A 26,328-nucleotide genomic window follows, 5' to 3' on the forward strand; every position below is an offset into this window, starting at 1 on the left:
GCTCAGGCCGAACTCCGTTTGCGCGGCGCCGCCTTCTTCGCCGCGGCCGTCTTCTTCGCGGTGCCGGAAGCCGACTTGGCTGTGCCGGAGCCCGACTTGGCGGCGGAGGCCTTCGAGGCGGACGACGCCGGCTTGGCGGCGGACGAGGTGGACTTCGCGGCCCGCGCCGCGCTCGAAGCCGACTTCGCCGTCGCCGAAGTCGACTTCTTGCCGTCCGGCTTGGCGGAGGCCGCCGTCGAAGTGGACTTGGTGGTGCGCCCCTTGCCCGCCGCGGCCGTCTTGCGGGCGCCCGACGCCGTCGACTTCTTCCCGCCCACCGCCTTCGGCGCGGCCGACGCCGCCCCGCGCCGGATCGGGGTCACCTCCGCGTCCCTGCCCTCGCCCTCCTCCGGGCCCGCGCCGCCGCCCCGTGAGGCCTTGGCGGCCCGGACGCTGCTCTCCAGCGCGGCCATCAGGTCGATCACCTGCCCGCCGGCCGGCTCCACCACCGCCTCCGCCGGTTCGAACGCGCCGCCCGCCTTCGCCGCGATCATCGCCTCCACGGCCTCGCGGTAGTCGTCGTGCAGGGAGGACATCTCCACCTCCCCGAGCGTGGCCATCAGCGCGTCGGCCAGGTCGAGTTCGGCCTCCCGCACGGACACCGAGGCCTCCGGGGCCACCCCCTCCGGCACCCGGATCTCGTCCGGCCACAGCAGCCCGTGCATGGCGATCACGTCGTCGACGACCCGCAGCATGCCCAGCCGCTCCCGCCCCCGCAGCGCGTACTTGGCGATCGCGACCCGGCGGCTGCGCTTGAGCGCCTCCCGCAGCAGCGTGTACGGCTTGGCGGCCGTGGCCCCGTTCGCCGCGAGGTAGTACGCGGCGTCCATCTGGAGCGGATCGATCTCGTCGGCGGGCACGAACGACACGATCTCGATCGTCTTCGCCGTGGCGATCGGCAGCCGCGCCAGGTCCTCCTCCGTGATCGGGATGATCGACCCGTCCGCCTCCTCGTACCCCTTGCCGATCTCGTCGGAGGACACCTCCTCCCCGTCGAGCTCGCACACCTTGCGGTAGCGGACGCGGCCACCGTCGGTCACGTGGATCTGACGGAAGGAGATCGAGTGGCTCTCGGTGGCGTTCACGAGCTTGATCGGGATGCTGACCAGGCCGAAGGAGATCGCCCCGTTCCAAATGGATCGCACGGTTCCTCCTGATTCGTGGCAATCTCATCGTATGACGCCGATCACGATGGTGGAGGGGCGTCGCATCGCGCTCAGCAACCTGGAGAAGGTCCTCTACCCGAGGAACGGCTTCACCAAGGGCGAGGTGCTGCACTACTACGCCACCGTCGCGGACGCCCTCCTCGCGCACATCAAGGACCGCCCCCTCTCCTTCCTGCGCTACCCCGACGGCCCGGACGGGCAGCTGTTCTTCACCAAGAACCCGCCGCCCGGCACGCCCGCATGGGTGAAGACCACCCCCGTGCCCCGTTCGGAGGACGAACGGGCCGAACAAGTGGTCGTATCCGGCCTGGCGTCCCTGATGTGGGCGGCCAACCTGGTCGTCGAGTTCCACACCCCCCAGTGGCGGGCCGGCGCCCCCGCCGTCGCCGACCGGCTCGTCCTCGACCTCGACCCCGGCCCGCCCGCCACCGTCGTCGAGTGCTGCGCCGCCGCCCTGTGGCTGCGCGAGCGGCTCGCCGCCGACGGCCTGACCGCCTACGCCAAGACCTCCGGCTCCAAGGGCCTCCACCTCGCCGTGGCGCTCGAACCCGTCCCCTCCGCGCACGTCTCCGCGTACGCGAAGGCCCTCGCCCAGGAGGCCGAGACCGAGCTCCCCGACCTCGTCGTGCACCGGATGGCCAAGGCCCTGCGCCCCGGCAAGGTCTTCGTCGACCACAGCCAGAACGCCGCGGCCAAGACCACCGCCGCCCCCTACACCCTGCGCGCCCGGCCCCTGCCGACCGTCTCCGCACCCGTCACCTGGGAGGAGGTCGAGGCCTGCGCGGACCCCTTCGACCTGGAGTTCCTCGCCGACGACATCCCGCCCCGGCTCGAACGCGACGGCGACCTCCTCGCCCCGCTCACCGACCCCGCGCGCGCCGGGAGACTGCCGTGACCGCGCGCGTCCAGGTCGCCCTGGCCACCGCCGTACGGACCCTGCCGCGCGCCGCAGGCCTGGCGTACGAGCCGAAGTTCGACGGGCACCGGCTGGTCGTGCTGCGCACCGGGGAGGACGTGGTGCTCCAGGCCCGCTCCGGGCGGATCGTCACCAGCGCCTTCCCCGATCTCGCGGCCGCGGCCAGGCAGTTGCCCGCCGGGACCGTCCTGGACGGGGAGGTCGTCGTCTGGCACGCCGGCCGTACGGACTTCGCGCTGGTCCAGCGCCGTGCGGCCGCCACCGCTGCCCGGGCCGCCGTGCTCGCGCAGAGCCTGCCGGCCTCGTACGCGGCCTTCGACGTGCTGGAACTGGCCGGGGTGGACGTGCGCGGCCGCCCGTACGAACGGCGCCGGGCCCTGCTGGTCGACCTGCTGCTGCCGCTCGGCCCGCCGCTCCAGCCGGTGCCGATGACGACGGACCCGGAGCTGGCCGAGACCTGGTACGAGACCCTGCCGGCCAGCGGTATCGAGGGCCTGGTCGTGAAGCGGCTGGACCAGCCCTACCCGGCCGGGCGGCGCGCCTGGCGCAAGCTCCGGCACACGAACGTGCGGGACGCGGCGGTGATCGGCTACACCGGCACCCCGCGCCGCCCGCTCGCGCTGGTGCTGCTCCTGCCGGGGGAGGAGGACGAGGCGCCGCTGGTGTCGAGCCCGCTCTCGGCGGCGCTGCGCACCGAGCTGGCGGCGGCCGTCGCCGAGCGCGGGCGGGCCGCCCCGGGCGGGGCCACGGTCACCGCGATCGGGTTCGGAGAGGTGCCGTACCGCCCGCTGGACCCGCCGCTGGCCGCCGAGGTCCGGCACAGCTCGGCCCGGCACCCGCCGCCGGAGGTGCTGCGACTGCGGACGGACCTGTAGCCGGACCGGGGGCGGGGACGCGTACGTAACCGGCCTCCGGCCCGCGCGGGAGGCGGGGCCGGAGGCCGGTTGCGTTCCGGGTGGCGTGGCGGCGTGGGCCGGCGGCACGGCGGTGGCGGCCGGGCGCGATGCGGCGGTGGCGCCGGCCAGGCGTGCGCTGCGGCGGTCAGGCGCGCGCGGCGGCGGGTGTTGGGCGTGCGCTGCGGCGGGGGTCAGGCGTGCGCGCCCCGTCCCGCGTCGGGCGGTGCCCCGGGCTGCGGGTGCGGACCGGGCCCCTCGGGCTTCTTGTAGCCGGACTCGCGTTCGGCCCGTACCTCGTCGGCATGGCTGGAGGTGGTGGACCCGAAGTTCCCGTACCCCTGCATCTCGTGCGGCCGCAGGCCGCCCTCGGGGATCTCCACCGGGTCCCGCTCCTCGCGGACCTCGTGGACCGCCCCGCCCTCGGGCAGGCGCGGCTGGCTCTCGGGGGCGGGCGGCGGCGGTTCCTTCGCCCGGACCCGCTGGCCCAGCTTGAAGCCCGCGAGGATGACGCCGGCGATGACGATGCCGACGACGAAGAACCACGCGATGTCGGTCAGGATCTTGTCCACGCTGAGGATCGTGTCCATAGAGCCCATTTTCCCGTTTTCGCCCTGTTTGCACGTGGGGGTACCGCAAAGAATCCCCGGAAAACGGCCGTCGGCCCCGCCTCGGGTGCGGGGCCGACGGCCGCACGGCGCGCACCGCCCCCTACGCCGAATGGATGACGGGGCCGCGCCTCATGAGCGACGGACGGTCCGGAAACGGCGACGCGTCAGCGCAGCGGGCCGTCAGAGTCCCGCAGCCCGCGCGTGTCCCGGCCCCCGAGCACGCCGAGGATCTCCGCGCAGATGGCCAGCGCCGTCTCCGCCGGGGTCTTGGCGCCCAGGTCCAGGCCGATCGGCCCGTGCACCCGCGCCAGGCCGGAAGCCCCCATACCGGCGGCCACCAGCCCGTCCTGGCGCCGGGCGGTCGTCCGCCGGGAGCCGAGCGCGCCGACGTACGGGATCTCCAGGGACAGGGCACTGAGCAGGGCCGGCACGTCGAAGTCCGGATCGTGGCTGAGCAGCACCAGGCAGGCGGAGTCCCGGTGCGCCGTCAGCACCTTCTCCGCGTCCGGCGCGTTCTCCACGGTGACCGACTCCCAGCCCAGCAGCGCCGCCTGCGCCCCGATGACCTCGGCCAGCTCCCCGGCCCCGCCGATCACCAGGTACGGGGCCGACGGGTACGCCTCCACCAGCACCAGCCCGGAGCCCCCGTACAGGGCGTCCCGGCCGGGGCGCCGGGTGCCCAGCAGCTCTCCGGCACGCCGCCCGGCGTCGTCGGCGGGCGCGTCGCCGGCCCGTACGACCTCGCTGACGGCCCGGTCCGCGCCCTCGCTGAGCCGGGTCACCAGCGCGACCCCGGCCCCGGTGCCGAGCAGCTCCCACCACTCGGCGGGGATCGCGGACAGCGGCTGCAGCAGCACCTCGGCCTGCCCGCCGCAGGTCAGCTTCGCCTCCGTGGCCTCACCGGTCCCCACCGACACCTCGCACACCCGTGCGGAGTTCCCGGCACCCTCCCCCATGGCCCCGGCCTCCGCGACGAGTTCGGCGTCGAACACCCCGCGGTACAGGGCCCCGACGCACTCCCCGCGGGCGTCCACGAGCACGGCCCCCGCGGGATCCCGGGGCCCGAAGCCCTGCTCGGTCACGGGACGGGCCAGGAAGGCCACCCGCCCCTCGGCCGCCCACTGCCGAGCCGTCTCCGCAAGCTCACGCATCCTCGTCGCCCCATCCTCTGTGCGCTCCCTCGCCGCAAAGCACCTGGTCAACGGGCACAAAGCGGCCTCGCGACCCACCCTACGCACGCCCCCGGCCGCCACCCACCCCCCAAACCCACCAACCCCGGCCCGTCGCCCTCGTACGGACCACCGGAAGCCTCGCCGAGTGGCCGGTCCCCCGTCACCACGGAGAATCGAGGGAACGGGGTGAAGGGAAACGACCGACCGTGCACACCCTGAAACGCGCCTTCGACTCCCTCTCCATCCGCAACTTCCGGCTCTTCTTCCTCGGCCAGCTCCTCTCGGTGACCTGCACCTGGATGATGGTGATCGCGCAGGACTGGCTGGTACTGGACCTGTCGGGGAACTCGGGCACGGCCCTGGGCGTGGTGACCGCCCTCCAGTTCACGCCCGTACTCCTGCTGACCCTGTACGGGGGCCGGCTCGCCGACCGCCACAGCAAACGCCGCATCCTGATCCTCGCCAACCTGGCGTCCGGAGCCCTGTCGCTGCTCCTGGGCGCGTGGATCCTGCTGGGCGAGGTCCGGCTGTGGCACATCTGGCTCTTCGCGCTCGCCCTCGGGACGGTCGGCGCGGTGGAGGTGCCCACCCGGATCGCCTTCACGGGGGAGATGGTGGGCGGCGAACTGCTGCCCAACGCCTCGGCGCTGAGCGGCGCGTACTTCAACGCCGCCCGGGTGGCGGGGCCCGCGGCAGCCGGCCTGCTCATCGCGCACCTCGGCGTCGGGCCGGTGGTCCTGATCAACGCGTGCAGCTACCTGGGGGCGGTGGCGGGGCTCGCGCTGATGCGCCCGTCGGAACTGCACGGCCCGCCCGCCCCCGCGTCCGACCCCCGGATCGCGGACGGCCTCCGCTACGTGGCCCGGCGCCCCGACCTGGTCCTCCCGCTGGCCCTGACCGGGGTCCTGGGCCTGGCCGGCTTCAACTTCCAGCTGACGCTGCCCCTGCTGGCCAAGACCGAGTTCCGCACGGGCTCGGCCGCGTTCGGACTGCTGAGCAGCTCCCTGGCGGTGGGCTCCCTGCTGGCCGCCTTCGCCGCCTCCGCCCGCCGCGCCCGCCCGGCGGCCGCGGTGGTCACCGGCTGGGCCCTGGCCTTCGGCGCCACGGAAGCCCTCACGGGCCTGGCCCCGACGTTGGCGACGGCCTGCCTCCTCCTGGCCCTGACGGGCTTCGCGATGATGTACTTCGCCCAGGCGGCGAATCACCGCATCCAGCTCGGCTCGGACCCGGCCTACCGCGGCCGCGTGATGGCCCTCTTCACCCTGATCTTCCTGGGTACGACCCCGGTGGGCGCCCTCCTGACGGGCTGGCTGGCCGACCACTGGGGCCCCCGCTGGTCCCTCTCGGCAGGCGGCCTCATCTCCCTGACGGCGACGGCGGCGACCCTGGCCCTGACCCCGGCCGCCCCCGAACCCGCCCGAACCCTGGACAACTCCCGCACCTGACAGACCACTTGCCCGCGCTCAGGCCCGGCCGGTTCCGGCGGGCGCGTAGCGGACCCGGTCCCGCGCGATGGCCGAGGCGATCGCGGACACGCCCCGCAGCACCGCGCGCGGCTCCCGGTCCAGGTCCAGGGCGTGCTGGGTCAGGACCGTCCCGGCCCCGCGGACGACGTGCCGGCGCCGGAGCTCGCTGCCCTTGGCATAGACGAGGTGACCGTGGGCGAGTCCGAGCACGGTGCAGTAGGCCAGCATCTGGTAGAGGTCCGAGCCGGGAAACCCTTCCCGTTTCTCCGCCTTGTACTTGGCGTCCGCGACCGCCAGGGGCCGTTCCCGGTCGTCGTACCAGACGAGATCGGGTCTCATGACGATCCCGGCGGCCTCGTCCAGGTGGTGGCGTGCCTGGGCGACCGAGCGGCCGCCGTGGGGGAGCAGGGCCCGTGACAGCGCCGCGCAGACGAAGTCCTCGAACACCTTGGCCGGATCGAGGACGAAGCCGTCCAGCCGGGTGCCCGTGCCGCCCTGCTCGGCCGAGCGGTCCGCCAGGACCAGTTCCGCCAGCCGCAGCGCGGGCTGGTGGCGCGTGTTCAGCCGGGACGCCCGCCACACCGGCAGCCGGTGTCCGGGCGGCAGGGGCGAGACCTCCGCGGCCAGCCGGCCTCGGATCCGGGTCAGGCCGAGGCGGACCGTCCGCGGCACACCGGGCAGCCGGAGCAGCCGGTCCGCCGCCGCGAGCAGCAGCCGGTTCTCGGCGATGTCCGCCGTGTACTCGTCGTAGGTGACCTCCACCGGCAGGGGCACACCGAAGCGGCGCCGTATCTGATCGCCTTCCCGGATCCGCCCGCGTACGACGGTCAGCGCGCTGTCGGTGGTCCGGTAGCCCTGGAGCAGCCCCTGGCGCAGGGCCCCCTCCGCCAGCCGCACGAAGGCGCCGGCGAGCGCGGGGAGCAGCTCGTGCTCGTCACCCACCTCCACCAGGTCGGGGTCGTCGTGCCAGTGCTTCGCCGGGTCCGCCGCGTAGCCGAGGAGGAAGAACAGCCGCCGTACGGGGAGCTTGGGGGCGATGTGCACCTCCACCCCGCCCAGCCGCACCACGCCGACCTTCCCCAGGCCGCGCACCTGCCACGCCGTTCCGGTGCGGCCGGCGTACGGGTCCGGCCGGGCGTCCACCACTCCGGACACGGCCAGGGCCCGGCCCGCCTCGGGTTCAAGGCGCACGTCGGTCCAGGGGCCGTGCTCCGCCACGTCGATCCGGAGCGCGGCCCGGGCGCCCGTCATGCGGACCCGGTGCCGTCCAGGACCGCCCGGCGGAGGGCCGGGAGCCCGTACCGGGCCTGGACGTCCACCCGGTCGTCGCCGTAGTGGTGCTCTTCGAGCAGGGGCAGCACGGCGGTCTTCCAGACCCGCTCCAGACCCCCGTCGGCGTAGGCGGAAGGACGCATCAGGTACGAGGGGCCGATCTTGAAGTCCTTGTCCTCGATCCGCCGGTTCAGCTCGCGGTGCAGCGCCGGTACGTCCTCGCCCGGGCTGATCTCTCCGGCTTCCTCCTTCTTCTCGACCCAGCGGGAGAGCAGGTCGCGCGTGGGCTCGTGGTCGGGATGCAGGGACAGGAAGGCGAAGCGCCGGCGCATGGCCGCGTCGACCAGTGCGATGGAGCGGTCGGCGGTGTTCATGGTGCCGATGACGAAGACGTTCTGCGGCAGCCGGAACTCTCCGGAGTACTGGAGGCTGACGGTCCGGTCGCGGTACTCCAGGACGAAGTACAGCTCACCGAAGACCTTGGCGAGATTGGCCCGGTTGATCTCGTCGATGATCAGGAAGTACGGCGTGTCCGGATCCTCGTCCGCGAGGTCGACGAGCTGGCGGAACGGGCCCGGCCGCAGCGCGAACGTCAGGGCGCCGGAGCCGCCGCCCTCCTGCACGGTGGGCCGGAACCCCTCGAAGAAGTCCTCGTAGGCGTAGGAGGGATGGAACTGCACCAGCTTGACCGCGCGCGGATCACCGGCGAGGTGCTCGGCGATGTGCTGGGCCAGGTAGGTCTTTCCGGTACCGGGAGGCCCGTAGAAGATCAACTGCTTCCGGTCCTGAAGCAGATCCCGCACCTCGCCCAGCCACTCGTGGTCGACCAGCAGCCTGGCCGCCAGCTCGGGAGCCGGCACGCGCAGGTCGGTGCCCGGGCGGGCGGCCTCGGCTCCCGTGACCGAAGGGATCAGGGCGGACTCGTCCTCGGGGACCCCGGGGGTGCGGCGCGTGCCGGAAAGCTCCCGGAGCAGGTCGATCACCCCGGTCAGGTCCACGACGTCGCGCTGGCTCGACAGCCGACCGCGCAGCTCCTCCGGCAGCTCGTCGAGGGCGATCTCCAGTCCGCTCCACTCGACCTCGCGGCGCAGATTGGACCGGTCGTCCGGACTCGCCACCCACTGCGGCCCACCGGTGATCCGCCCGAGGAAGAACGCCCCGCCGCCGGTCGCGCACACGAGGTCGTCGGCGTGCATCCGGTTCAGGAACAGGTCTAACTCGGCGGCGAGTTCCCCGCGCTTGTTGTAGGAGAGGTGGGCGTAGCGGTCCTCGACGCGCAGCCGCAGTTCCTCCCGGCTGATCGGCGTGGTCACGGAGCCGAGCCGGGAGGCGGGAAGGGAGCAGAAACCCTCCGCCCGCCACTGCGCCACGAGGTCCCTGCCCTGGGCGCTGGAGCCGTGCACCAGCCAGGCGCTGGCGGAATGCGGTCCGCGGGCGTCCTCGGAGACGAGGTGGGGCTGGAGACCGTCCACGCCGATACGCGGCTCCTGCCCGGGTGCACCGCCCCGCTCCTCCGCGACGGCCGCCAGCGCCGCCTCGGTCTCGGCCGGATCGGCCCGGACCTCGGGGGCGGGCCGGCCGTCGGAGTCCAGCACCCGGTGGGCACCGGACGGACGGACCCCCCAGAGCCAGCGGCTGAGCGCGTCGCGGCCGAGACCCGTGGCGGCGGACAGGTCGTCCAGCGCCAGCCACCGCCCGGAGGGAATCACGCCGACCAGCCGGAGCGCGTACTCGAAGCCGTGCTTGTTGCGGGTCCAGTAGGTGAGCGTCGCCCGGGCGGTGTCGTAGAAGCCGGCCGGCTCGGGATGCTCGCGCAGAGCCTCCCGCCCCAGGTTGGTGATCTGCCACAGTCCGTTGTTCTTGCGCAGCCAGCCCGCCATGACGAGGTCGGAGGTCTGCCACCGCCAGGCGTTCTCGCCCTTCTCCTGTCCGTTGGCGTACGTCTCCGCGTCCTCGGGCGCCAGCGGCAGTTCGTCCTTCACCCGCTTCCACAGCTCCGCGAGATGCATCTCCGCGTCCTGCTCGGCCAGGATCTCCATGGACCGGCGGGTACGGGGAGTGGTGCGGGCCTGACGGGTCGACATGGGGCGGACTCCGAGGGGCGGTCGGGCGGGGCCCGCCCAGCATAGGCACCCCCGCCGGGGCCCGGCGGGGAACGCGAAGAGACCCTCCAGACAACTCGGACCGGCCGGTGGCGGCCGATCCGGTCACTACGAGGTCACCCAGGGCCGCAATGGGAGGCGTGGATTGCTCGGCCTGGACCCCTGCGTCTGCTGCCGCCCCACCCGTCAGTGGCCCTGCACCAGCCTGCTCGTGAAGCCGCGTCGGCACAGCCGTTCACAGCGCCCGCTCCTGGTAGTGGACGGCCTCACCGCGGGGCATTCGCTCGCGCGTCGTCGGGCTGGTGGCGCCGGTGAACAGGAGGAGCGGAGCCAGGCCTCGGCGGTACAGACCGACCGCGGTGCCGGCCACCCCCAGGTCGTGGCTGCCCCACCCGATGGCGACCGAGCACGGCCCGGGCGCGTGGCCCATCCGGTGGTCGTCCCACAAGCGCCGAGTGTCTGACCAGTCCTGTGCCGAGATCACGCCTGACCTTCCCGACTGGCCGGGGCCGGCCTGGGCCGATGGACCGAGATCCTGTCCGTGAACAGTCCGCGGCCGCTGACATACGCGTGCATCCGGCGGCACTTGGCCGCACATACGCGAAGACCCCGGCTTCAGCGTTACCGCTGATGGCGGGGTCTTTGGGCACTTCCTGCGAAGTGCCCCCGGCAGGATTCGAACCTGCGCACACGGCTCCGGAGGCCGTTGCTCTATCCCCTGAGCTACGGGGGCGTGTCGTTCGCGTTGCGGCGACGGGTTGAACACTACCAGCTTCCACGGGGTGATCAGGAACCGATTTGAGCGGGAGGAGGAGGTCGGTCGCCCGGAGGGGGTGGAAGTGGCAAAAACCCGGACGCGGGGGCTTAGGGCGACCTACCCTCAAGTTGTGCCAGGCGCCTCGGGCCGGGTGCTTGTTGTCGACGACAACAAGGTCATCCGGCAGCTGATCAAGGTCAATCTCGAGCTGGAGGGCTTCGAGGTCGTGACCGCGAACGATGGTGCCGAGTGCCTGGACGTGGTGCACCGGGTGTGTCCGGACGCGATCACCCTTGATGTGGTCATGCCCCGCCTCGACGGGTTCGGGACCGCCGCGCAGCTGCGGGCCGATCCGCGGACCCGGCACCTGCCCGTCGCCATCGTCAGCGCCTGCACGCAGCACGAGGTCGAGGCCGGGATCGCCGCCGGGGTGGACGCGTTCGTCGCCAAGCCGTTCGAGCCCGCCGAGCTGGTCCGGGTCGTGCGCCGGCTCGTCGAGCGGAAGGGTGCCCCCGCCGGGAAGGCCGGGCGAGGTGCCTGAAGGGGCCTGAGCCCGCCCTCCTGTTCACATGGCGAAACCCGATGCATGGCTGGTCGGCTTCTCGCCTAGGCTGGGTTCCGTGATCCCCGCCGACCTCTCTCGTGCCGTCGTACAGGCCGTACGCCGCGCCGTCGAGGGCGGGGAGATCGCCGCCGGGAGCGTGCCCGCGCGGGTCGTCGTCGAACGGACCCGCCCCGGGGGAGTGGGGGAGTACGCCTCCCCCGTCGCCCTCCAGGTGGCGAAGAGCGCCCGGCTCGACCCCCGTGAGGTCGCCCGGGTGCTCGCGGGGCGGCTCCTCGCCGACGAGCCCGGGATCCAGGGTGTGGAGATCACCGGGCCGGGGTTCCTGAACTTCAGCCTGGCGCCCCTTTCCGCCGCCGTGCTCGTGCGCGAGGTGCGGTCGCGGGGGACCCGGTACGGCCACCTGCCCGGCGCGGAGCCGCGGGGGAGCGTCGTACGGGCCGCCGTGCGGCGGATCCAGGAGAGCCAGGGCGTCCCCGACGGGCCCGTGCCGCGCGTCGCGCCCGTAGCCCGCCGCGACGGGGACGTCGTCGCCGCCTACGGGGCGGACGCCGCCGCCTGGGCCATGCTCTGCGTACCGGCCCGCGAGACCCCCGCCTTCACCCCCGCGCTGCTCGTCCAGGACGAGTCCAGCGAGTTCTTCCGCGTGCGGTACGCCCATGCGCGGGCGAAGGCGCTCGGTGCCAACGCCGGCGCTCTCGGGTTCCGCGGTGAGCCCGGCGACGACGCGCACGGCCGCGAGCTGCTGCGGCTGCTCGGCGAGTACCCGCTCGTGCTGGAGGCCGCCGCGCACCACCAGGCCCCCGAGCGGCTCACCCGGCACCTCGTCGCCGTCGCCGACGCGCTCCTCGACTTCCAGCACCAGGTCCTGCCCCAGGGGGACGAGAAACCCTCGGCCGCCCACCGCGCCCGGCTGGCACTCGCCGAAGCCGCCGGGACGGTGCTGGCAGGCGGCCTCGCCCTCCTCGGCATAGACGCCCCCGACTTCCTGTGACCCGCGAAGAGAGATTCCGATGAGCCGTTCCGCGCACCCCGCCGGGCCCCGCCACGCCGACGTCCTGCCCGAGGGCCACTACGCCCCCCCGCCGGCCGACCTGAACGCCCTCGACGAGAAGGTGTGGTCCCGGACCGTGACGAGGAACGACGACGGCGTCGTGACCGTCGGCGGCATCGAAGTGACGCGGCTCGCCGAGGAGTTCGGCACCCCCGCCTACTTCCTCGACGAAGAGGACTTCCGGGCCCGCTGCCGCGCCTGGGCGCACGCCTTCGGCAAGGACGCCGACGTGTTCTACGCCGGGAAGGCGTTCCTCTCCAAGGCCGTCGTGAAGTGGCTGAAGGAGGAGGGGCTCAATCTTGATGTGTGCTCCGGCGGGGAGCTGGCCACCGCCCTCGCCGCCGAGATGCCCGCCGAGCGGATCGCCTTCCACGGCAACAACAAGTCCGAGTCCGAGATCCGGCGGGCCATCGGCGCCGGCGTCGGGCGGATCGTGCTCGACTCCTTCCAGGAGATCGCCCGCGTCGCGCACATCGCCCGCGAGCTGGGCGTACGCCAGCCCGTGCAGATCCGCGTCACCGTCGGCGTCGAGGCGCACACCCACGAGTTCATCGCCACCGCCCACGAGGACCAGAAGTTCGGGATCGCGGTCGCCGACGGCTCCGCCGCCGAGGCCGTGCGCCGGGCGCTCGGGCACGACTCCCTGGAGCTGCTCGGCGTCCACTCCCACATCGGCTCCCAGATCTTCGACATGGCCGGCTTCGAGGTGTCCGCCAAGCGGGTGGTCCGCCTGCTGGCCGCCGTACGCGACGAGCACGGCGTCGAGCTCCCCGAGATCGACCTCGGCGGCGGCCTGGGCATCGCCTACACCTCGGCCGACGACCCGCGCGAGCCGCACGAGATCGCCAAGGCGCTCACCGAGATCGTCGCGCGGGAGTGCGAGAGCGCCGGGCTCAAGGCACCCCGGATCTCCGTCGAGCCCGGTCGCGCCATCGTCGGCCCCACCGCCTTCACCCTCTACGAGGTCGGCACCATCAAGCCGCTGGAGGGCCTGCGCACGTACGTGTCCGTCGACGGCGGCATGTCCGACAACATCCGAACGGCCCTGTACGACGCCGAGTACGCCGTCACGCTCGTCTCCCGCGTCTCCGACGCCGAGCCGATGCTCGTCCGCGTCGTCGGCAAGCACTGCGAGAGCGGTGACATCGTCGTGAAGGACGCCTTCCTGCCGGCCGACCTGGCGCCCGGCGACCTGCTCGCCGTGCCCGCCACCGGGGCGTACTGCCGCTCCATGGCCAGCAACTACAACCACGCGCTGCGCCCGCCCGTCGTCGCCGTGCGCGACGGGCAGGCGCGGGTGATCGTCCGCCGCGAGACGGAAGAAGATCTCCTGTCCCTCGACCTCGGATGACCCCCATGTTCCGGGGGGAAGGGTCCTGACCCCCAAAATAGACGTCCAGGTACATCCCGTACACGTCTCACTCAATGGACCGGAGATGGAAACTCCTGTCCATTGAGTGAGACTGGTTCCTACCTGGCGCGCAAAACCGCGCGCCGGGAGCGAAGAAAGATCGAAAGGCGTAGGTCAATGATGCGTACGCGTCCGCTGAAGGTGGCGCTGCTGGGCTGTGGAGTAGTCGGCTCAGAGGTGGCGCGCATCATGACGACGCACGCCGACGATCTGACAGCCAGGATCGGCGCGCCCGTCGAACTCGCCGGCGTGGCTGTGCGCCGTCCCTCCAAGGTGCGCGAGGGCATCGACCCCTCGCTGGTCACCACCGACGCGACCGCCCTCCTCAAACGGGGCGACATCGACGTGGCCATCGAGGTCATCGGCGGGATCGAGCCCGCCCGCACCCTGATCACCACCGCCTTCGACCACGGCATCTCCGTCGTCTCGGCGAACAAGGCGCTCCTCGCCCAGGACGGCGCGGCCCTGCACGCCGCCGCCGACCGGGCCGGGCTCGACCTCTACTACGAGGCCGCCGTCGCCGGCGCCATCCCGCTGGTCCGCCCGATGCGCGAGTCCCTCGCCGGCGACAAGATCAACCGGGTGATGGGCATCGTCAACGGCACCACGAACTTCATCCTCGACAAGATGGACTCGACCGGTGCCGGCTACCAGGAGGCGCTCGACGAGGCCACCGCCCTCGGCTACGCCGAGGCCGACCCCACCGCCGACGTCGAGGGCTACGACGCCGCCGCCAAGGCCGCGATCCTGGCCGGCATCGCCTTCCACACCCGCGTCCGCCTCGACGACGTCTACCGCGAGGGCATGACCGAGGTCAGCGCCGCGGACTTCGCCTCCGCCAAGCGGATGGGCTGCACCATCAAGCTCCTCGCCATCCTGGAGCGCGCCGCCGACGGCGAGTCCGTCACCGCCCGCGTACACCCGGCGATGATCCCGCTCAGCCACCCGCTCGCCTCCGTCCGCGAGGCCTACAACGCCGTCTTCGTCGAGGCCGAGGCCGCCGGACGGCTGATGTTCTACGGGCCCGGCGCGGGCGGCTCTCCGACCGCCTCCGCGGTCCTCGGCGACCTCGTCGCCGTCTGCCGCAACAAGCTCGCCGAGGCAACGGGGCCCGGCGAGTCGGCGTACACCCAGCTGCCGGTCAGCCCCATGGGGGAAGTCGTCACCCGCTACCACATCAGCCTCGATGTGGCGGACAAGCCGGGTGTCCTCGCCCAGGTGGCGACCACCTTCGCGGAGCACGGTGTCTCCATCGACACCGTCCGGCAGCAGGGCAAGGACGGCGAGGCCTCCCTCGTCGTCGTCACCCACCGCGCGCCCGACGCCGCCCTCTCCGGGACCGTCGAGGCACTGCGGAAGCTGGACACCGTGCGCGGTGTGGCCAGCATCATGCGTGTTGAAGGGGAGTAAGGACCCATGAGCAGCAATCGCACCCACCAGTGGCGCGGCATCATCGAGGAGTACCGTGACCGGCTGCCGGTGACGGACACGACGCCCGTCGTCACCCTCCGCGAGGGCGGCACTCCCCTGGTCCCCGCCCAGGTGCTGTCCGAGCGCACCGGCTGTGAGGTGCACCTCAAGGTCGAGGGCGCGAACCCCACCGGGTCCTTCAAGGACCGCGGCATGACCATGGCCATCACCAAGGCCAAGGAGGACGGCGCCAAGGCCGTCATCTGCGCCTCCACGGGCAACACCTCGGCCTCCGCCGCCGCCTACGCGGTGCGCGCCGGCATGGTGTCCGCGGTGCTCGTGCCCCGGGGCAAGATCGCCCTCGGCAAGATGGGTCAGGCGCTCGTGCACGGCGCGAAGATCCTGCAGGTTGACGGCAACTTCGACGACTGCCTGGACCTGGCCCGCGCGCTGTCCGACAACTACCCGGTGGCGCTGGTCAATTCCGTCAACCCGGTGCGCATCGAGGGCCAGAAGACGGCCGCGTTCGAGATCGTCGACGCGCTCGGCGACGCCCCCGACATCCACGTGCTGCCCGTCGGCAACGCCGGCAACATCACCGCGTACTGGAAGGGCTTCAAGGAGTACAAGGCCGACGGCCTGGCCTCCCTCACGCCCCGCGTGTGGGGCTTCCAGGCCTCCGGTTCCGCGCCGATCGTGCGCGGCGAGGTCGTCAAGGAGCCGCACACCATCGCCACGGCGATCCGCATCGGCAACCCGGCCTCCTGGGACTACGCGCTCGCCGCGAAGGAGGAGTCGGGCGGCTTCATCGACGAGGTGACGGACCGCCAGATCCTGGCCGCCTACCGCCTGTTGGCCTCCCAGGAGGGCGTCTTCGTCGAGCCCGCCTCGGCCGCGTCGGTCGCCGGTCTGCTGAAGGCCGCCGAGGCCGGCCTGGTCGACCCGGGCCAGAAGATCGTGTGCACCGTCACCGGCAACGGCCTGAAGGACCCCGACTGGGCCGTCGCCGGCGCTCCGCAGCCGGTCACCGTCCCGGTGGACGCCGAGGCCGCGGCCGTCCGTCTCGGCCTGGTCTGACCCCCCGGCCCCCGTTCCGGGGGCCCCGCCCCGTTGCCGGATTCCGGAAGCCTCCGGAATCCGGCGACCCGGGCCGTACGGCACCGGATCCCGAGGCCGGTCCAGCGGTATCCGGCGGAAGCCGCCGACACGCATCGTGCGCCTCCTGTGCGCCCTATGTCGCGGGAGAACCTTCCTTCGATACGCTGTACTTACATCCGCCACCGCGCATATGACCGCGGTGCTGCCCCAAGGGCCTTCGGGTGTCGTACGTTCTCCAGTACATTCGCAGCGAAGATCCCGCACAGCAGCCGGATCCCGCACAGTCACAAGGAGTGTCATCGACCGATGGCAGGTCCAGCGTTCCGCGCCGCCGCCGTACGGGTGCGCGTCCCCGCCAGCAGCGCCAACCTCGGCCCCGGCTTCGACGCCCTCGGCCTGGCCCTGGGGCTCTACGACGACGTCGTCGTCCGCGTAGCCGACTCCGGCCTGGACATCGACATCGCGGGTGAGGGCGCCGACACCCTCCCCCGGGACGAGAGCCACCTCCTCGTACGCTCCATGCGCACCGCCTTCGACCTGCTGGGCGGCCAGCCGCGCGGCCTGGAGGTCGTCTGCGCCAACCGCATCCCGCACGGCCGGGGCCTCGGCTCCTCCTCCGCGGCGATCTGCGCCGGCATCGTCGCCGCCCGCGCCGTGACCATAGGCGGAGAGGCCAAGCTCGACGACGCGGCGCTGCTGGAGCTGGCCACCGAGATCGAGGGCCACCCCGACAACGTCGCCGCCTGTCTGCTCGGCGGCTTCACCCTGGCGTGGATGGACGGGGGCAGCGCCAAGGCGATCCGGATGGACCCTGCGGATTCCATCGTTCCGGTGGTCTTCGTCCCCTCGAAGCCGGTCCTGACCGAGACCGCCCGGGGACTGCTGCCGCGTACCGTCCCGCACGGGGACGCGGCCGCCAACGCCGGCCGCGCGGGCCTGCTCGTGGAGGCCATGACCAGGCGTCCCGAGTTCCTGCTGCCCGCCACCGAGGACCGGCTGCACCAGGAGTACCGGGCCCCGGCGATGCCGGAGAGCGTGGCACTCGTCAACCGGCTGCGGGCGGACGGCATCCCCGCGGTCATCTCCGGCGCGGGCCCCACGGTCCTCGCGCTGGTCGACAACGGCGCGGCCGACAAGGTCGCGCAGCTCGCGGGCGAGGGGTGGGCGGCCAACCGGCTCGCCCTCGACGCCGCGGGCGCGAGCGTCCTTCCGCTGGGCGCCCCGGGCGGTCAGCCCGGGTCGTAGCACGAGCCTTCGGGCTGGGCCCGCGGGGCGGGCGGCCGGGCAGGCCGTCCGCCCCGGGCAGGGCGATTGCCGGTGATTGAGAGGGGGAATGTCTGTTGGATCCGGTAGTGTTAACCTCAAGTGCGCATCCGAAGCCGCCATGGCTCGGTGCTCAGTGTCCCCATCCGGGACCACATTTCTTCCGGGAGCCTCCCCGACTGCTTTGATCGCTGCCAGCAGTTTCGAGCACGCTCCGGAATCGGCGTGACATTCCCACGCTTCCAGCTCGGGGGCTTCTCGCCGGAACCACCATGCACGTTTCTCTCCGCCGTAACTCTTACCGGCGGACCACCGCCCCGGCACGGTCCACACACCTAGGACTGTTGTCGGACAGCACAACCGGTCGCCGAGCCAGACAGGCCGACGTCCGCTCCAGGGAAGGACCCTTCGTGAGCGACACCACCGATCTGATGGGCGCTGCCGACACCAACGTCGACACCAGCGCCCCCGCCGCGGGCGCCGCCCCCAAGCGCCGCCGCTCCGGCACCGGCCTCGAGGGCATGGTCCTGGCCGAGCTGCAGCAGGTCGCGTCGGGCCTCGGTATCAGGGGCACCGCGCGGATGCGCAAGAGCCAGCTGATCGAGGTCATCAAGGAGGCGCAGGGCGGCAGCGCCCCCAAGGCCGCCGCCGCGGCCCCCGCCGCCGACGCCGCCGAGGCCAAGCCGAAGCGCCGTGCCACCAGCAAGGCCCGCACGGGCGAGGCCGCCGCCGCGGCCCCCGCCGAGAAGCCCGCCGCACAGGCGCAGATCGAGATCCCGGGCCAGCCGGCCAGCGAGGACGCCCCCATCGGCGAGCGCCGCCGCCGCCGGGCCACCGCTCCCTCCGGCAGCCCCGAGTCCTCGGCCCCCGCCGTCGTGCAGGTCGAGCAGAAGACCGAGACGGCTCCGGCCGCGCAGCCCGAGGCCAAGGCCGAACCCGCGACCGCCGTCGCCGCCCAGCCCCAGGGCCAGGTACAGGAGGCCGGCGAGGCCCGTACCCGCCGCGACCGCCGTGACCGCGGCGAGCGCGGCGAGCGCGGCGAGCGTGGCGAGCGCGGTGAGCGTCAGCAGGGCCGCCGCGAGCGCGGTGCCAAGGCCGACGAGCAGGGCCAGCAGCAGGGCGGCCAGGGTGGCCAGGGCGGCCAGGGCCAGCAGCAGGGCGGCGGCCGTCAGGACCGCGCCGACCGCCAGCAGCAGGGCGGCCGCGGCCAGGGCCGGCAGGACCGTCAGGACAACGGCCCGCAGGACGACTTCGACGGCGAGGACGGCCGTCGTGGCCGTCGCGGCCGCTACCGCGACCGCCGCGGCCGTCGTGGCCGTGACGAGTTCGCGCCGAACGAGCCGCAGGTCGCCGACGACGACGTGCTGATCCCCGTCGCGGGCATCCTCGACATCCTCGACAACTACGCGTTCATCCGGACCTCCGGCTACCTGCCGGGCCCGAACGACGTGTACGTCTCCCTCGCCCAGGTCCGCAAGGCCGGCCTGCGCAAGGGCGACCACACCACCGGTGCGGTCCGCCAGCCCAAGGACGGCGAGCGCCGCGAGAAGTTCAACGCGCTCGTGCGTCTGGACTCCGTCAACGGCATGTCGCCCGAATCGGGCCGCGGCCGACCGGAGTTCCAGAAGCTGACCCCGCTCTACCCGCAGGACCGGCTCCGCCTGGAGACCGATCCGGGCGTGCTGACCACCCGCATCATCGACCTCGTGTCGCCGATCGGCAAGGGCCAGCGCGGTCTGATCGTGGCTCCGCCGAAGACCGGCAAGACCATGATCATGCAGGCGATCGCCAACGCGATCACCACCAACAACCCCGAGTGCCACCTGATGGTCGTCCTGGTCGACGAGCGTCCGGAAGAGGTCACCGACATGCAGCGGTCGGTCAAGGGCGAGGTCATCTCCTCGACCTTCGACCGCCCGGCCGAGGACCACACCACCGTCGCCGAGCTGGCCATCGAGCGCGCCAAGCGCCTCGTCGAGCTGGGTCACGACGTGGTCGTCCTGCTGGACTCCATCACCCGTCTGGGCCGCGCGTACAACCTCGCGGCGCCCGCCTCCGGCCGCATCCTGTCCGGTGGTGTCGACTCGACCGCGCTGTACCCGCCGAAGCGCTTCTTCGGTGCCGCGCGCAACATCGAGGACGGCGGCTCGCTGACCATCCTGGCCACCGCGCTGGTCGACACCGGCTCGCGCATGGACGAGGTGATCTTCGAGGAGTTCAAGGGCACCGGCAACATGGAGCTCAAGCTCGACCGCAAGCTCGCCGACAAGCGCATCTTCCCGGCCGTCGACGTCGACCCGTCGGGCACCCGCAAGGAGGAGATCCTCCTCAACAGCGAGGAGCTCGCCATCGTCTGGAAGCTGCGCCGGGTGCTGCACGCGCTCGACTCGCAGCAGGCGATCGAGCTGCTGCTCGACAAGATGAAGCAGACGAAGTCGAACGCCGAGTTCCTGATGCAGATCGCCAAGACGACCCCGGCCGGCAAGAACGACGACTGACCGGGCCGTCAGAGCGCGAACCGCCCCCGCCGCACCCGCGGCGGGGGCGGTTCCGTTTGTGCGACCTTCGCCACACGCCTGCGCCCGCGAGGCCCTGTAAGAGACCCTTGAACCCCCCGGATCGCAACCCTACGTAAGCGTCCGGTCCGGTCCGGTCACGGGGTGTGCTCGTACGGGAGGGGGCGTGCGGAGTGATCCGCACGCCGTGGAACCCTGGAATGCGCTAGTCCGTCTGTGTGAGTGAGCAGCGGGCAACGGAGCCAGGACCGAGGAGAGCATGAGCGAGGACAGCAGGGGCAGCGGTCGCAGGGCACGGGTGCGCGGGCGCCGGGCGCAGCCGCGCCGCCGCAAGGGCCTCAGAATCGCCGCCTGGACCGCCGCCGGGGTGGTCCTGCTGGGCGGGGGGTCCCTCGGCTGGTTCTACTTCAAGCTCAACGGCAACCTGCACAGCGTCGACATCGACCAGGCCCTCGGCAAGGACCGTCCGCCGAACGTCGACAACGGCTCGATGGACATCCTCGTCCTCGGCTCCGACTCCCGCGACGGGGCGAACAGCGAGTACGGCGCGGACGACGGCGGCTCGGCCCGCTCGGACACCGCGATGATCGTGCACCTCTACGAGGGCCACAAGCAGGCCAGCGTCGTGTCCATTCCGCGCGACACGATGCTCCCGCGGCCCGCCTGCCCCACCGGCAAGGGCAAGACCAGCGCGCCCAGGCAGCGCGCGCAGTTCAACGAGGCCTTCACCATCGGCGGGGCCGCCTGCGCGGTCAAGACCGTCGAGGCGATGTCGGGGATCCGCATGGACCACTACATCGAGGTCGACTTCACCGGCTTCAAGAAGATCATCGACAACCTCGGCGGGGTCGAGCTCACGACCACCAAGCCGATCAAGGACGACTACAGCCACCTGGACCTGCCGCCCGGCCCGCACAAGCTGAACGGCGAGCAGTCCCTGGGCCTCGTCCGCACGCGCAAGAGCGTCGGCGACGGCGGCGACCTGGGCCGAATACAGCTCCAGCAGGCCTTCATCAAGGCACTGATCAAGCAGGTCAAGGGCATCGGGGTGTTCGACAACCCCAAGAAGCTGTTCGGCCTCGCCGACTCCGCCACCAAGGCGATCACCACGGACAAGGCGCTCGGCGACGTGAAGTCCCTCGCGAGCTTCGCCCAGGGGCTCCAGAGCATCGGCGCCGAAAACATGCACATGATCACCCTGCCCGTGGGCCCGGACCCGGCCGACCGCGACCGCGTGGTCCCGCTCACCAAGGAGTCCAAGATGGTCTGGGACTCCCTGCTGGCCGACCGGCCGATCCCCGCACAGGCCACCGAGAAGTCCGCCGGCGACAAGAGCAGCGCGGGCTCGATCGTCCAGTAGGCGCCCCTGCCGGGACCCGGCAGGACGGGGGAGGAATAGACGGCGGCCCCCGCCCGTTGAGGGGAGCGTTCCCGGAATTTTGACAGGCGGCCCGGTCCTGGCAGACTGGTCTGTCGGCCCCGGTTCACGCAGTGCGCAATTCGGCTCCTGCGACCCGGCGCCCTCCCGAATCTAGGAGACACCTTGAAGCGCGATGTTCACCCCGAGTACGTCGAGACCCAGGTCAGCTGCACCTGTGGCGCGTCGTTCACCACCCGCAGCACCCTGACCGAGGGCACCATCCGTGCCGAGGTCTGCTCCGAGTGCCACCCGTTCTACACGGGCAAGCAGAAGATCCTCGACACCGGTGGCCGCGTGGCCCGCTTCGAGGCCCGCTTCGGCAAGGGTGCGGCCAAGAAGTAGCGCGACCCAGGCGCCGGTCACCGGCCGCCCCCTGACCACGCGGGGGCGGCCGGACCGGCGCCTTTGTCGTCGTTCAGCCAGCCCAGCCCACTTTTGACTTTTTCACCCCAGGAGCATCCGATGTTCGAAGCGGTCGAGGAACTGGTCGGCGAGCACGCCGACCTTGAGACGAAGCTCGCCGACCCTTCGGTCCACTCCGATCAGGCGAACGCCCGCAAGCTGAACAAGCGCTACGCGGAGCTCACCCCGATCGTCGCGACCTTCCGTGCCTGGAAGCAGTCGGCCGAGGACATCGAGACGGCCAAGGAGCTGGCGGCCGACGACCCCGACTTCGCCGCCGAGGTCAAGGAACTGAGCGCCCAGCGCGAAGAGCTCACCGAGAAGCTCCGCCTGCTGCTCGTCCCGCGCGACCCCAGCGACGACAAGGACGTGCTCCTGGAGATCAAGGCGGGCGCCGGCGGTGACGAGTCCGCCCTGTTCGCAGGCGACCTGCTGCGCATGTACCTGCGCTACGCCGAGCGCGTGGGCTGGAAGACCGAGATCATCGACTCCACCGAGTCCGAGCTCGGCGGCTACAAGGACGTCCAGGTCTCCGTCCGCACCAAGGGCGGCAACGGCGCCACCGAGCCCGGCCAGGGCGTGTGGGCCCGGATGAAGTACGAGGGCGGCGTGCACCGCGTCCAGCGCGTGCCGGCCACCGAGTCCCAGGGCCGCATCCACACCTCCGCCGCCGGCGTGCTCGTCACCCCGGAGGCCGAGGAGGTCGAGGTCGAGATCAACATGAACGACCTCCGCATCGACGTGTACCGCTCCTCGGGCCCCGGCGGCCAGTCCGTCAACACCACCGACTCGGCCGTGCGCATCACGCACATCCCGACCGGTGTGGTCGCCTCCTGCCAGAACGAGAAGAGCCAGCTCCAGAACAAGGAGCAGGCCATGCGCATCCTGCGTTCGCGCCTGCTGGCCGCCGCCCAGGAAGCCGCCGAGCAGGAGGCCTCCGACCAGCGCCGCAGCCAGGTGCGCAGCGTGGACCGCTCCGAGAAGATCCGTACGTACAACTTCCCGGAAAACCGGATCTCGGACCACCGGACCGGTTTCAAGGCGTACAACTTGGACCAGGTGCTCGACGGCGACCTGGACTCGGTCATCCAGGCCTGCGTGGACACCGACTCCGCGGCGAAGCTCGCGGCCGCGCACTGACCTTCGCACCACCCCCCCGTACGACAGCAGCCCGGAGGACCAGCGTGAACTTGCTGCTTGCCGAGGTGGCCCAGGCCACCCAGCGGCTGGCCGCCGCCGGCGTGCCCTCACCGCGTTTCGACGCCGAGGAGCTCGCGGCCTTCGTGCACGGCGTCAAGCGGGGGGAACTGCACCACGTCAAGGACGCGGACTTCGACGCCCGCTACTGGGAGGCCGTCGCCCGCCGCGAGGCGCGCGAGCCGCTCCAGCACATCACCGGCCGCGCCTTCTTCCGGTACCTGGAGCTCCAGGTCGGCCCCGGGGTGTTCGTGCCCCGGCCCGAGACCGAGTCGGTCGTGGACTGGGCCATACACGCCGTCCGGGCCATGGACGTGGTCGAGCCGCTGATCGTGGACCTGTGCACCGGGTCCGGCGCCATCGCGCTCGCCATGGCCCAGGAGGTGCCGCGCTCGCGCGTGCACGCGGTGGAGCTGTCCGAGGACGCGCTGCGGTGGACCCGCAAGAACGCCGAGGGCTCCCGGGTCACCGTCCACCAGGGCGACGCGCTCACCGCGCTGCCCGAGCTCGACGGACAGGTCGACCTGGTCATCTCCAACCCGCCGTACATCCCGCTCACCGAGTGGGAGTACGTCGCCCCCGAGGCCCGCGACCACGACCCCGAGATGGCCCTCTTCTCCGGCGAGGACGGCCTCGACACCATCCGGGGCATCGAGCGCACCGCCCACCGGCTGCTGCGGCCCGGCGGCATCGTCGTGATCGAGCACGCGGACACCCAGGGCGGCCAGGTGCCGTGGATCTTCGCCGACGAGCGGGGATGGGCCGACGCCGCCGACCACCCCGACCTGAACAACCGCCCACGCTTCGCGACCGCCCGCAAGGCCATGCCGTGACCGTCGCGACCGCTTCCCCCGCCACCCCCACGCTGCACGAGGAGACCCGCTGATGGCCCGGCGATACGACTGCAACGACGCGACGGACCGCAAGACGGGTCTGCGCGAAGCGGCTTCCGCCGTGCGCCGCGGAGAGCTCGTCGTGCTGCCCACCGACACCCTGTACGGGATCGGCGCGGACGCCTTCAGCCCGGAGGCCGTCGGCGACCTGCTCGCCGCCAAGGGACGCGGCCGCAACATGCCCACCCCGGTCCTCATCGGTTCCCCGAACACCCTCCACGGCCTCGTCACGGACTTCTCCGAGCAGGCGTGGGAGCTCGTGGACGCCTTCTGGCCGGGCGGGCTGACGCTCGTCGCCAAGCACCAGCCGTCGCTGGCCTGGGACCTGGGGGAGACCCGCGGGACCGTGGCCGTGCGGATGCCGCTGCACCCCGTCGCGATCGAGCTGCTGACCGAGGTCGGCCCGATGGCCGTGTCCTCGGCGAACCTGTCCGGCCACCCGGCGCCGGCGGACTGCGACGTGGCGCGCGAGATGCTGGGCGACTCCGTCTCCGTCTACCTGGACGGCGGCCCCACGCCGAGCACCGAGCCGTCCTCGATCGTCGACGTCACCGGGAAGGTCCCCGTACTGCTGCGTGAGGGGGCGCTGACCGCCGCGCAGCTGCGGGAGGTCGTACCCGACCTCGAGGTGGCTCCGTGAGCCCTGAGGGGCGTGGCATAGCGAGTCAGTCGTTCCGCATACTCCACGTCAGCACCGGCAATGTGTGCCGCTCGCCCATCACCGAGCGGCTGACGCGGCACGCGCTGGCCCACCGCCTCGGCGCGCTGGGCCTGCCGGCCGGGGACCTGATCGTCGAGAGCGCCGGCACCTGGGGCCACGAGGGCGCCCCGATGGAGGCCAACGCCGCCGCCGTCCTCGCCGACTTCGGCGCCGACGCGTCCGGGTTCACCGGGCGGGAACTGCTGGACGAGCACGTCATACGCGCCGATCTGGTGCTCACCGCCACCCGGGACCACCGGGCGCAGGTCATCTCCATGGGCCACTCGGCGGGGCTGCGCACCTTCACCCTGAAGGAGTTCACCCGGCTCGTACGGGCGATAGACCCGGCCACGCTGCCGCCGCTGGACGACGGCATGGCCGAGCGGGCGCGGGCGCTGGTACGGGCCGCCGCGGCGCTGCGCGGGTGGCTGCTGGCGCCGTCCGTCGACGCGGACGAGGTGTACGACCCGTACGGGGCGCCGATCACCTTCTTCCGGTCGATCGGCGACGAGATCAACCAGGCGCTGGACCCGGTGGTCACGGCCCTGACGGGCGTCCACGCGCAGCGCTGACCTTCCCCCGGGGCGCGCCGGCGGCCGTCCCGGAAGCGGGCGGGGGCGCGGAGGGCGGGCCGGGCCTACAGTGGCTGGTACCGGTACCCCACTGTGCGGGAGTCGCGCCATGAGCGTCATGACCCAGCCCACGGACGTCCTGCGGCAGCAGGACCCGCAGATGGCCGACATCCTCGAAGGGGAGCGGCAGCGGCAGGCGACCACGCTGCAGATGAGCGCCGCCGAGAACTTCACCTCTCCCGCCGTGCTCGCGGCGCTGGGCTCCGCGCTGTCCAACAAGTACGCGGAGGGCTATCCCGGCGCCCGGTACCACGGCGGGTGCGAGTACGCGGACCTCGCCGAGCGGACCGCCGTGGAGCGCGCCAGGGCCCTCTTCGGGGTGGAGCACGCCAATGTGCAGCCGCATTCCGGTTCCGCCGCCGTACTGGCCGCCTACGCGGCCCTGCTGCGGCCCGGGGACACGGTCCTGGCGATGGGGCTGGCGCACGGCGGGCACCTCACGCACGGCTCGCCCGCCAACTTCTCCGGCCGCTGGTTCGACTTCGTGGGGTACGGGGTCGACGCGGAGACCGGGCTCGTCGACTACGGGCAGGTGCAGCGGCTGGCCCGGACGCACCGCCCCAAGGCCATCGTGTGCGGCTCCATCTCCTACCCGCGGCACCTGGAGTACTCGGCGTTCCGGGAGATCGCCGACGAGGTCGGGGCCCATCTCATCGCCGACGTCGGCCATCCCATCGGGCTGGTCGCCGGAGGGGCCGCGCCGAGTCCGGTGCCGTACGCGGACCTGGTCTGCGCGACCACCCACAAGGTGCTGCGCGGGCCGCGTGGCGGGATGGTCCTGTGCGGCTCCGAGTTCGCCGAGCGCGTCGACCGGGCGGTGTTCCCGTTCACGCAGGGCGGCGCCCAGATGCACACCATCGCCGCGAAGGCGGTGGCGTTCGGGGAGGCGGCCGGCCCGGCGTTCAGCAGGTACGCCCACCGGGTCGTCGCCAACGCCCGCGCCCTGGCCGCCGCCCTGGAGCAGCGCGGGTTCGCGGTGACGACCGGCGGGACGGACACCCACCTGATCACCGCCGATCCGGCGGGGCTCGGTGTGGACGGGCCGACGGCGCGCGGCCGGCTGGCGGCCGCCGGGATCGTCCTCGACACCTGCGCGCTGCCGTACGGGGACCAGCGCGGGATCCGCCTGGGCACCGCGGCGGTGACCACGCAGGGGATGGGGGAGGCGGAGATGGCCCGGATCGCGGAGCTGTTCGCCGCCGCGCTGGGCGGGGAAGCGGCCCGGACCCGGACCCGGGTGGCCGAACTGACCGGTGGATTTCCCCTGTACGGGGCGTAACCGGGACGAGCATGGCGTAGTGCAACCGGAACGGGGCCTCCGCGCGTCCTCGTCCCTGGTGACATCGCGGCTAATGTGTGGGGCTGAGATGGCCGGC

22 protein-coding genes, 1 tRNA gene and 1 pseudogene are annotated in these 26,328 nt (G+C 72.5%); 17 read left to right on the plus strand and 7 right to left on the minus strand.

Features of this window, described 5'->3' with window-relative positions; genetic code table 11:
* Positions 1 to 2: 2 nt before the first annotated feature.
* On the minus strand, positions 3 to 1,184 hold the full coding sequence (gene ku, locus AC069X_RS15495) for a non-homologous end joining protein Ku (protein ID WP_478728918.1): 1,182 nt from the start codon (positions 1,182 to 1,184) through the stop codon (positions 3 to 5).
* A 31-nt stretch (positions 1,185 to 1,215) separates the two neighbouring features.
* On the opposite strand from ku, the gene ligD reads away from it, so the two are divergent.
* Positions 1,216 to 2,100, plus strand: a complete 885-nt coding sequence (ligD, locus tag AC069X_RS15500; protein ID WP_478728920.1) for a non-homologous end-joining DNA ligase — start codon at positions 1,216 to 1,218, stop codon at positions 2,098 to 2,100.
* Positions 2,097 to 2,996, plus strand: coding sequence for an ATP-dependent DNA ligase (locus tag AC069X_RS15505; protein WP_478728921.1), 900 nt, complete (start codon positions 2,097 to 2,099; stop codon positions 2,994 to 2,996). The genes ligD and AC069X_RS15505 overlap by 4 nt, the downstream gene beginning before the upstream one ends.
* A gap of 212 nt (positions 2,997 to 3,208) precedes the next feature.
* Here the strand turns inward: AC069X_RS15505 and AC069X_RS15510 are convergent, their stop codons facing one another.
* Together AC069X_RS15510 and AC069X_RS15515 are read right to left on the minus strand one after the other, a co-directional pair.
* Positions 3,209 to 3,604 carry a DUF6479 family protein gene (locus tag AC069X_RS15510; protein ID WP_478728923.1) on the minus strand — a complete coding sequence of 132 codons (396 nt, stop codon included), beginning with the start codon at positions 3,602 to 3,604 and terminating at the stop codon, positions 3,209 to 3,211.
* A 185-nt stretch (positions 3,605 to 3,789) separates the two neighbouring features.
* On the minus strand, positions 3,790 to 4,776 hold the full coding sequence (locus AC069X_RS15515) for an XdhC family protein (protein ID WP_478728925.1): 987 nt from the start codon (positions 4,774 to 4,776) through the stop codon (positions 3,790 to 3,792).
* A gap of 227 nt (positions 4,777 to 5,003) precedes the next feature.
* Here AC069X_RS15515 and AC069X_RS15520 point away from each other — a divergent pair, with 227 nt between their 5' ends.
* Positions 5,004 to 6,242 carry an MFS transporter gene (locus AC069X_RS15520; protein ID WP_478728927.1) on the plus strand — a complete coding sequence of 413 codons (1,239 nt, stop codon included), beginning with the start codon at positions 5,004 to 5,006 and terminating at the stop codon, positions 6,240 to 6,242.
* An 18-nt stretch (positions 6,243 to 6,260) separates the two neighbouring features.
* Here AC069X_RS15520 and AC069X_RS15525 read toward each other — a convergent pair whose 3' ends face one another.
* The 4 genes and pseudogenes from AC069X_RS15525 to AC069X_RS15540 all read right to left on the minus strand — a co-directional run bounded on the left by AC069X_RS15525 (position 6,261) and on the right by AC069X_RS15540 (position 10,370).
* Entirely contained in the window at positions 6,261 to 7,514 is a 1,254-nt protein-coding gene (locus AC069X_RS15525) for an McrC family protein (protein ID WP_478728929.1), read from the minus strand.
* Complete coding sequence (locus AC069X_RS15530; RefSeq protein WP_478728931.1) at positions 7,511 to 9,619, minus strand: AAA family ATPase; 2,109 nt, start codon at positions 9,617 to 9,619, stop codon at positions 7,511 to 7,513. Before AC069X_RS15530 ends, AC069X_RS15525 begins: the two co-directional genes overlap by 4 nt.
* A gap of 256 nt (positions 9,620 to 9,875) precedes the next feature.
* Positions 9,876 to 10,121, minus strand: a pseudogene (locus tag AC069X_RS15535) (YdcF family protein); the annotation flags it as partial.
* A gap of 177 nt (positions 10,122 to 10,298) precedes the next feature.
* Positions 10,299 to 10,370 (minus strand) — tRNA-Arg (locus tag AC069X_RS15540).
* Between the two features lie 106 nt (positions 10,371 to 10,476).
* On the opposite strand from AC069X_RS15540, the gene AC069X_RS15545 reads away from it, so the two are divergent.
* From AC069X_RS15545 to AC069X_RS15610, 14 genes are all read left to right on the plus strand, one after another.
* Positions 10,477 to 10,935 (plus strand): response regulator, encoded by a 459-nt coding sequence (locus tag AC069X_RS15545; RefSeq protein WP_478729248.1) that lies wholly within the window; start codon positions 10,477 to 10,479, stop codon positions 10,933 to 10,935.
* Positions 10,936 to 10,963: 28 nt separating this feature from the next.
* On the plus strand, positions 10,964 to 11,950 hold the full coding sequence (nrtL, locus tag AC069X_RS15550; RefSeq protein WP_478728933.1) for an ArgS-related anticodon-binding protein NrtL: 987 nt from the start codon (positions 10,964 to 10,966) through the stop codon (positions 11,948 to 11,950).
* Positions 11,951 to 11,969: 19 nt separating this feature from the next.
* The gene (gene lysA, locus AC069X_RS15555) at positions 11,970 to 13,361 is read left to right on the plus strand and encodes a diaminopimelate decarboxylase (protein WP_478728935.1); all 1,392 of its coding nucleotides are present in this window, start codon (positions 11,970 to 11,972) and stop codon (positions 13,359 to 13,361) included.
* A gap of 177 nt (positions 13,362 to 13,538) precedes the next feature.
* Positions 13,539 to 14,831 carry a homoserine dehydrogenase gene (locus AC069X_RS15560; protein ID WP_478728937.1) on the plus strand — a complete coding sequence of 431 codons (1,293 nt, stop codon included), beginning with the start codon at positions 13,539 to 13,541 and terminating at the stop codon, positions 14,829 to 14,831.
* A gap of 6 nt (positions 14,832 to 14,837) precedes the next feature.
* Entirely contained in the window at positions 14,838 to 15,908 is a 1,071-nt protein-coding gene (gene thrC, locus AC069X_RS15565) for a threonine synthase (protein WP_478728939.1), read from the plus strand.
* A gap of 327 nt (positions 15,909 to 16,235) precedes the next feature.
* On the plus strand, positions 16,236 to 17,174 hold the full coding sequence (thrB, locus tag AC069X_RS15570) for a homoserine kinase (protein WP_478728940.1): 939 nt from the start codon (positions 16,236 to 16,238) through the stop codon (positions 17,172 to 17,174).
* A gap of 428 nt (positions 17,175 to 17,602) precedes the next feature.
* On the plus strand, positions 17,603 to 19,690 hold the full coding sequence (gene rho / locus AC069X_RS15575) for a transcription termination factor Rho (protein ID WP_478728942.1): 2,088 nt from the start codon (positions 17,603 to 17,605) through the stop codon (positions 19,688 to 19,690).
* A 277-nt stretch (positions 19,691 to 19,967) separates the two neighbouring features.
* A complete protein-coding gene (locus AC069X_RS15580; protein ID WP_478728944.1) occupies positions 19,968 to 21,068 on the plus strand; it encodes an LCP family protein in 1,101 nt (366 codons plus the stop codon).
* A 183-nt stretch (positions 21,069 to 21,251) separates the two neighbouring features.
* On the plus strand, positions 21,252 to 21,470 hold the full coding sequence (rpmE, locus tag AC069X_RS15585) for a 50S ribosomal protein L31 (RefSeq protein WP_007266580.1): 219 nt from the start codon (positions 21,252 to 21,254) through the stop codon (positions 21,468 to 21,470).
* A gap of 120 nt (positions 21,471 to 21,590) precedes the next feature.
* A complete protein-coding gene (prfA, locus tag AC069X_RS15590; RefSeq protein WP_478728947.1) occupies positions 21,591 to 22,670 on the plus strand; it encodes a peptide chain release factor 1 in 1,080 nt (359 codons plus the stop codon).
* 44 nt (positions 22,671 to 22,714) lie between these two features.
* Positions 22,715 to 23,560, plus strand: coding sequence for a peptide chain release factor N(5)-glutamine methyltransferase (gene prmC, locus AC069X_RS15595; RefSeq protein ID WP_007266582.1), 846 nt, complete (start codon positions 22,715 to 22,717; stop codon positions 23,558 to 23,560).
* Positions 23,561 to 23,612: 52 nt separating this feature from the next.
* Entirely contained in the window at positions 23,613 to 24,260 is a 648-nt protein-coding gene (locus AC069X_RS15600; protein WP_478728949.1) for an L-threonylcarbamoyladenylate synthase, read from the plus strand.
* A complete protein-coding gene (locus tag AC069X_RS15605) occupies positions 24,257 to 24,892 on the plus strand; it encodes an arsenate reductase/protein-tyrosine-phosphatase family protein (protein ID WP_478728951.1) in 636 nt (211 codons plus the stop codon). Before AC069X_RS15600 ends, AC069X_RS15605 begins: the two co-directional genes overlap by 4 nt.
* A gap of 109 nt (positions 24,893 to 25,001) precedes the next feature.
* Entirely contained in the window at positions 25,002 to 26,231 is a 1,230-nt protein-coding gene (locus AC069X_RS15610; protein WP_478728953.1) for a serine hydroxymethyltransferase, read from the plus strand.
* Positions 26,232 to 26,328: the final 97 nt, after the last annotated feature.

It is taken from the genome of Streptomyces sp. NPDC043896, from assembly GCF_056435605.1.

Coding starts and splice junctions, on each gene's coding strand:
- ligD (WP_478728920.1), top strand. CDS start 1,216: ATGACGCCGATCACGATGGTGGAGGGGCGTCGCATCGCGCTCAGCAAC.
- AC069X_RS15510 (WP_478728923.1), bottom strand. CDS start 3,604: ATGGACACGATCCTCAGCGTGGACAAGATCCTGACCGACATCGCGTGG.
- AC069X_RS15515 (WP_478728925.1), bottom strand. CDS start 4,776: ATGCGTGAGCTTGCGGAGACGGCTCGGCAGTGGGCGGCCGAGGGGCGG.
- AC069X_RS15525 (WP_478728929.1), bottom strand. CDS start 7,514: ATGACGGGCGCCCGGGCCGCGCTCCGGATCGACGTGGCGGAGCACGGC.
- AC069X_RS15530 (WP_478728931.1), bottom strand. CDS start 9,619: ATGTCGACCCGTCAGGCCCGCACCACTCCCCGTACCCGCCGGTCCATG.
- nrtL (WP_478728933.1), top strand. CDS start 10,964: ATGGCGAAACCCGATGCATGGCTGGTCGGCTTCTCGCCTAGGCTGGGT.
- lysA (WP_478728935.1), top strand. CDS start 11,970: ATGAGCCGTTCCGCGCACCCCGCCGGGCCCCGCCACGCCGACGTCCTG.
- AC069X_RS15560 (WP_478728937.1), top strand. CDS start 13,539: ATGATGCGTACGCGTCCGCTGAAGGTGGCGCTGCTGGGCTGTGGAGTA.
- thrC (WP_478728939.1), top strand. CDS start 14,838: ATGAGCAGCAATCGCACCCACCAGTGGCGCGGCATCATCGAGGAGTAC.
- thrB (WP_478728940.1), top strand. CDS start 16,236: ATGGCAGGTCCAGCGTTCCGCGCCGCCGCCGTACGGGTGCGCGTCCCC.
- AC069X_RS15580 (WP_478728944.1), top strand. CDS start 19,968: ATGAGCGAGGACAGCAGGGGCAGCGGTCGCAGGGCACGGGTGCGCGGG.
- prfA (WP_478728947.1), top strand. CDS start 21,591: ATGTTCGAAGCGGTCGAGGAACTGGTCGGCGAGCACGCCGACCTTGAG.
- AC069X_RS15600 (WP_478728949.1), top strand. CDS start 23,613: ATGGCCCGGCGATACGACTGCAACGACGCGACGGACCGCAAGACGGGT.
- AC069X_RS15610 (WP_478728953.1), top strand. CDS start 25,002: ATGAGCGTCATGACCCAGCCCACGGACGTCCTGCGGCAGCAGGACCCG.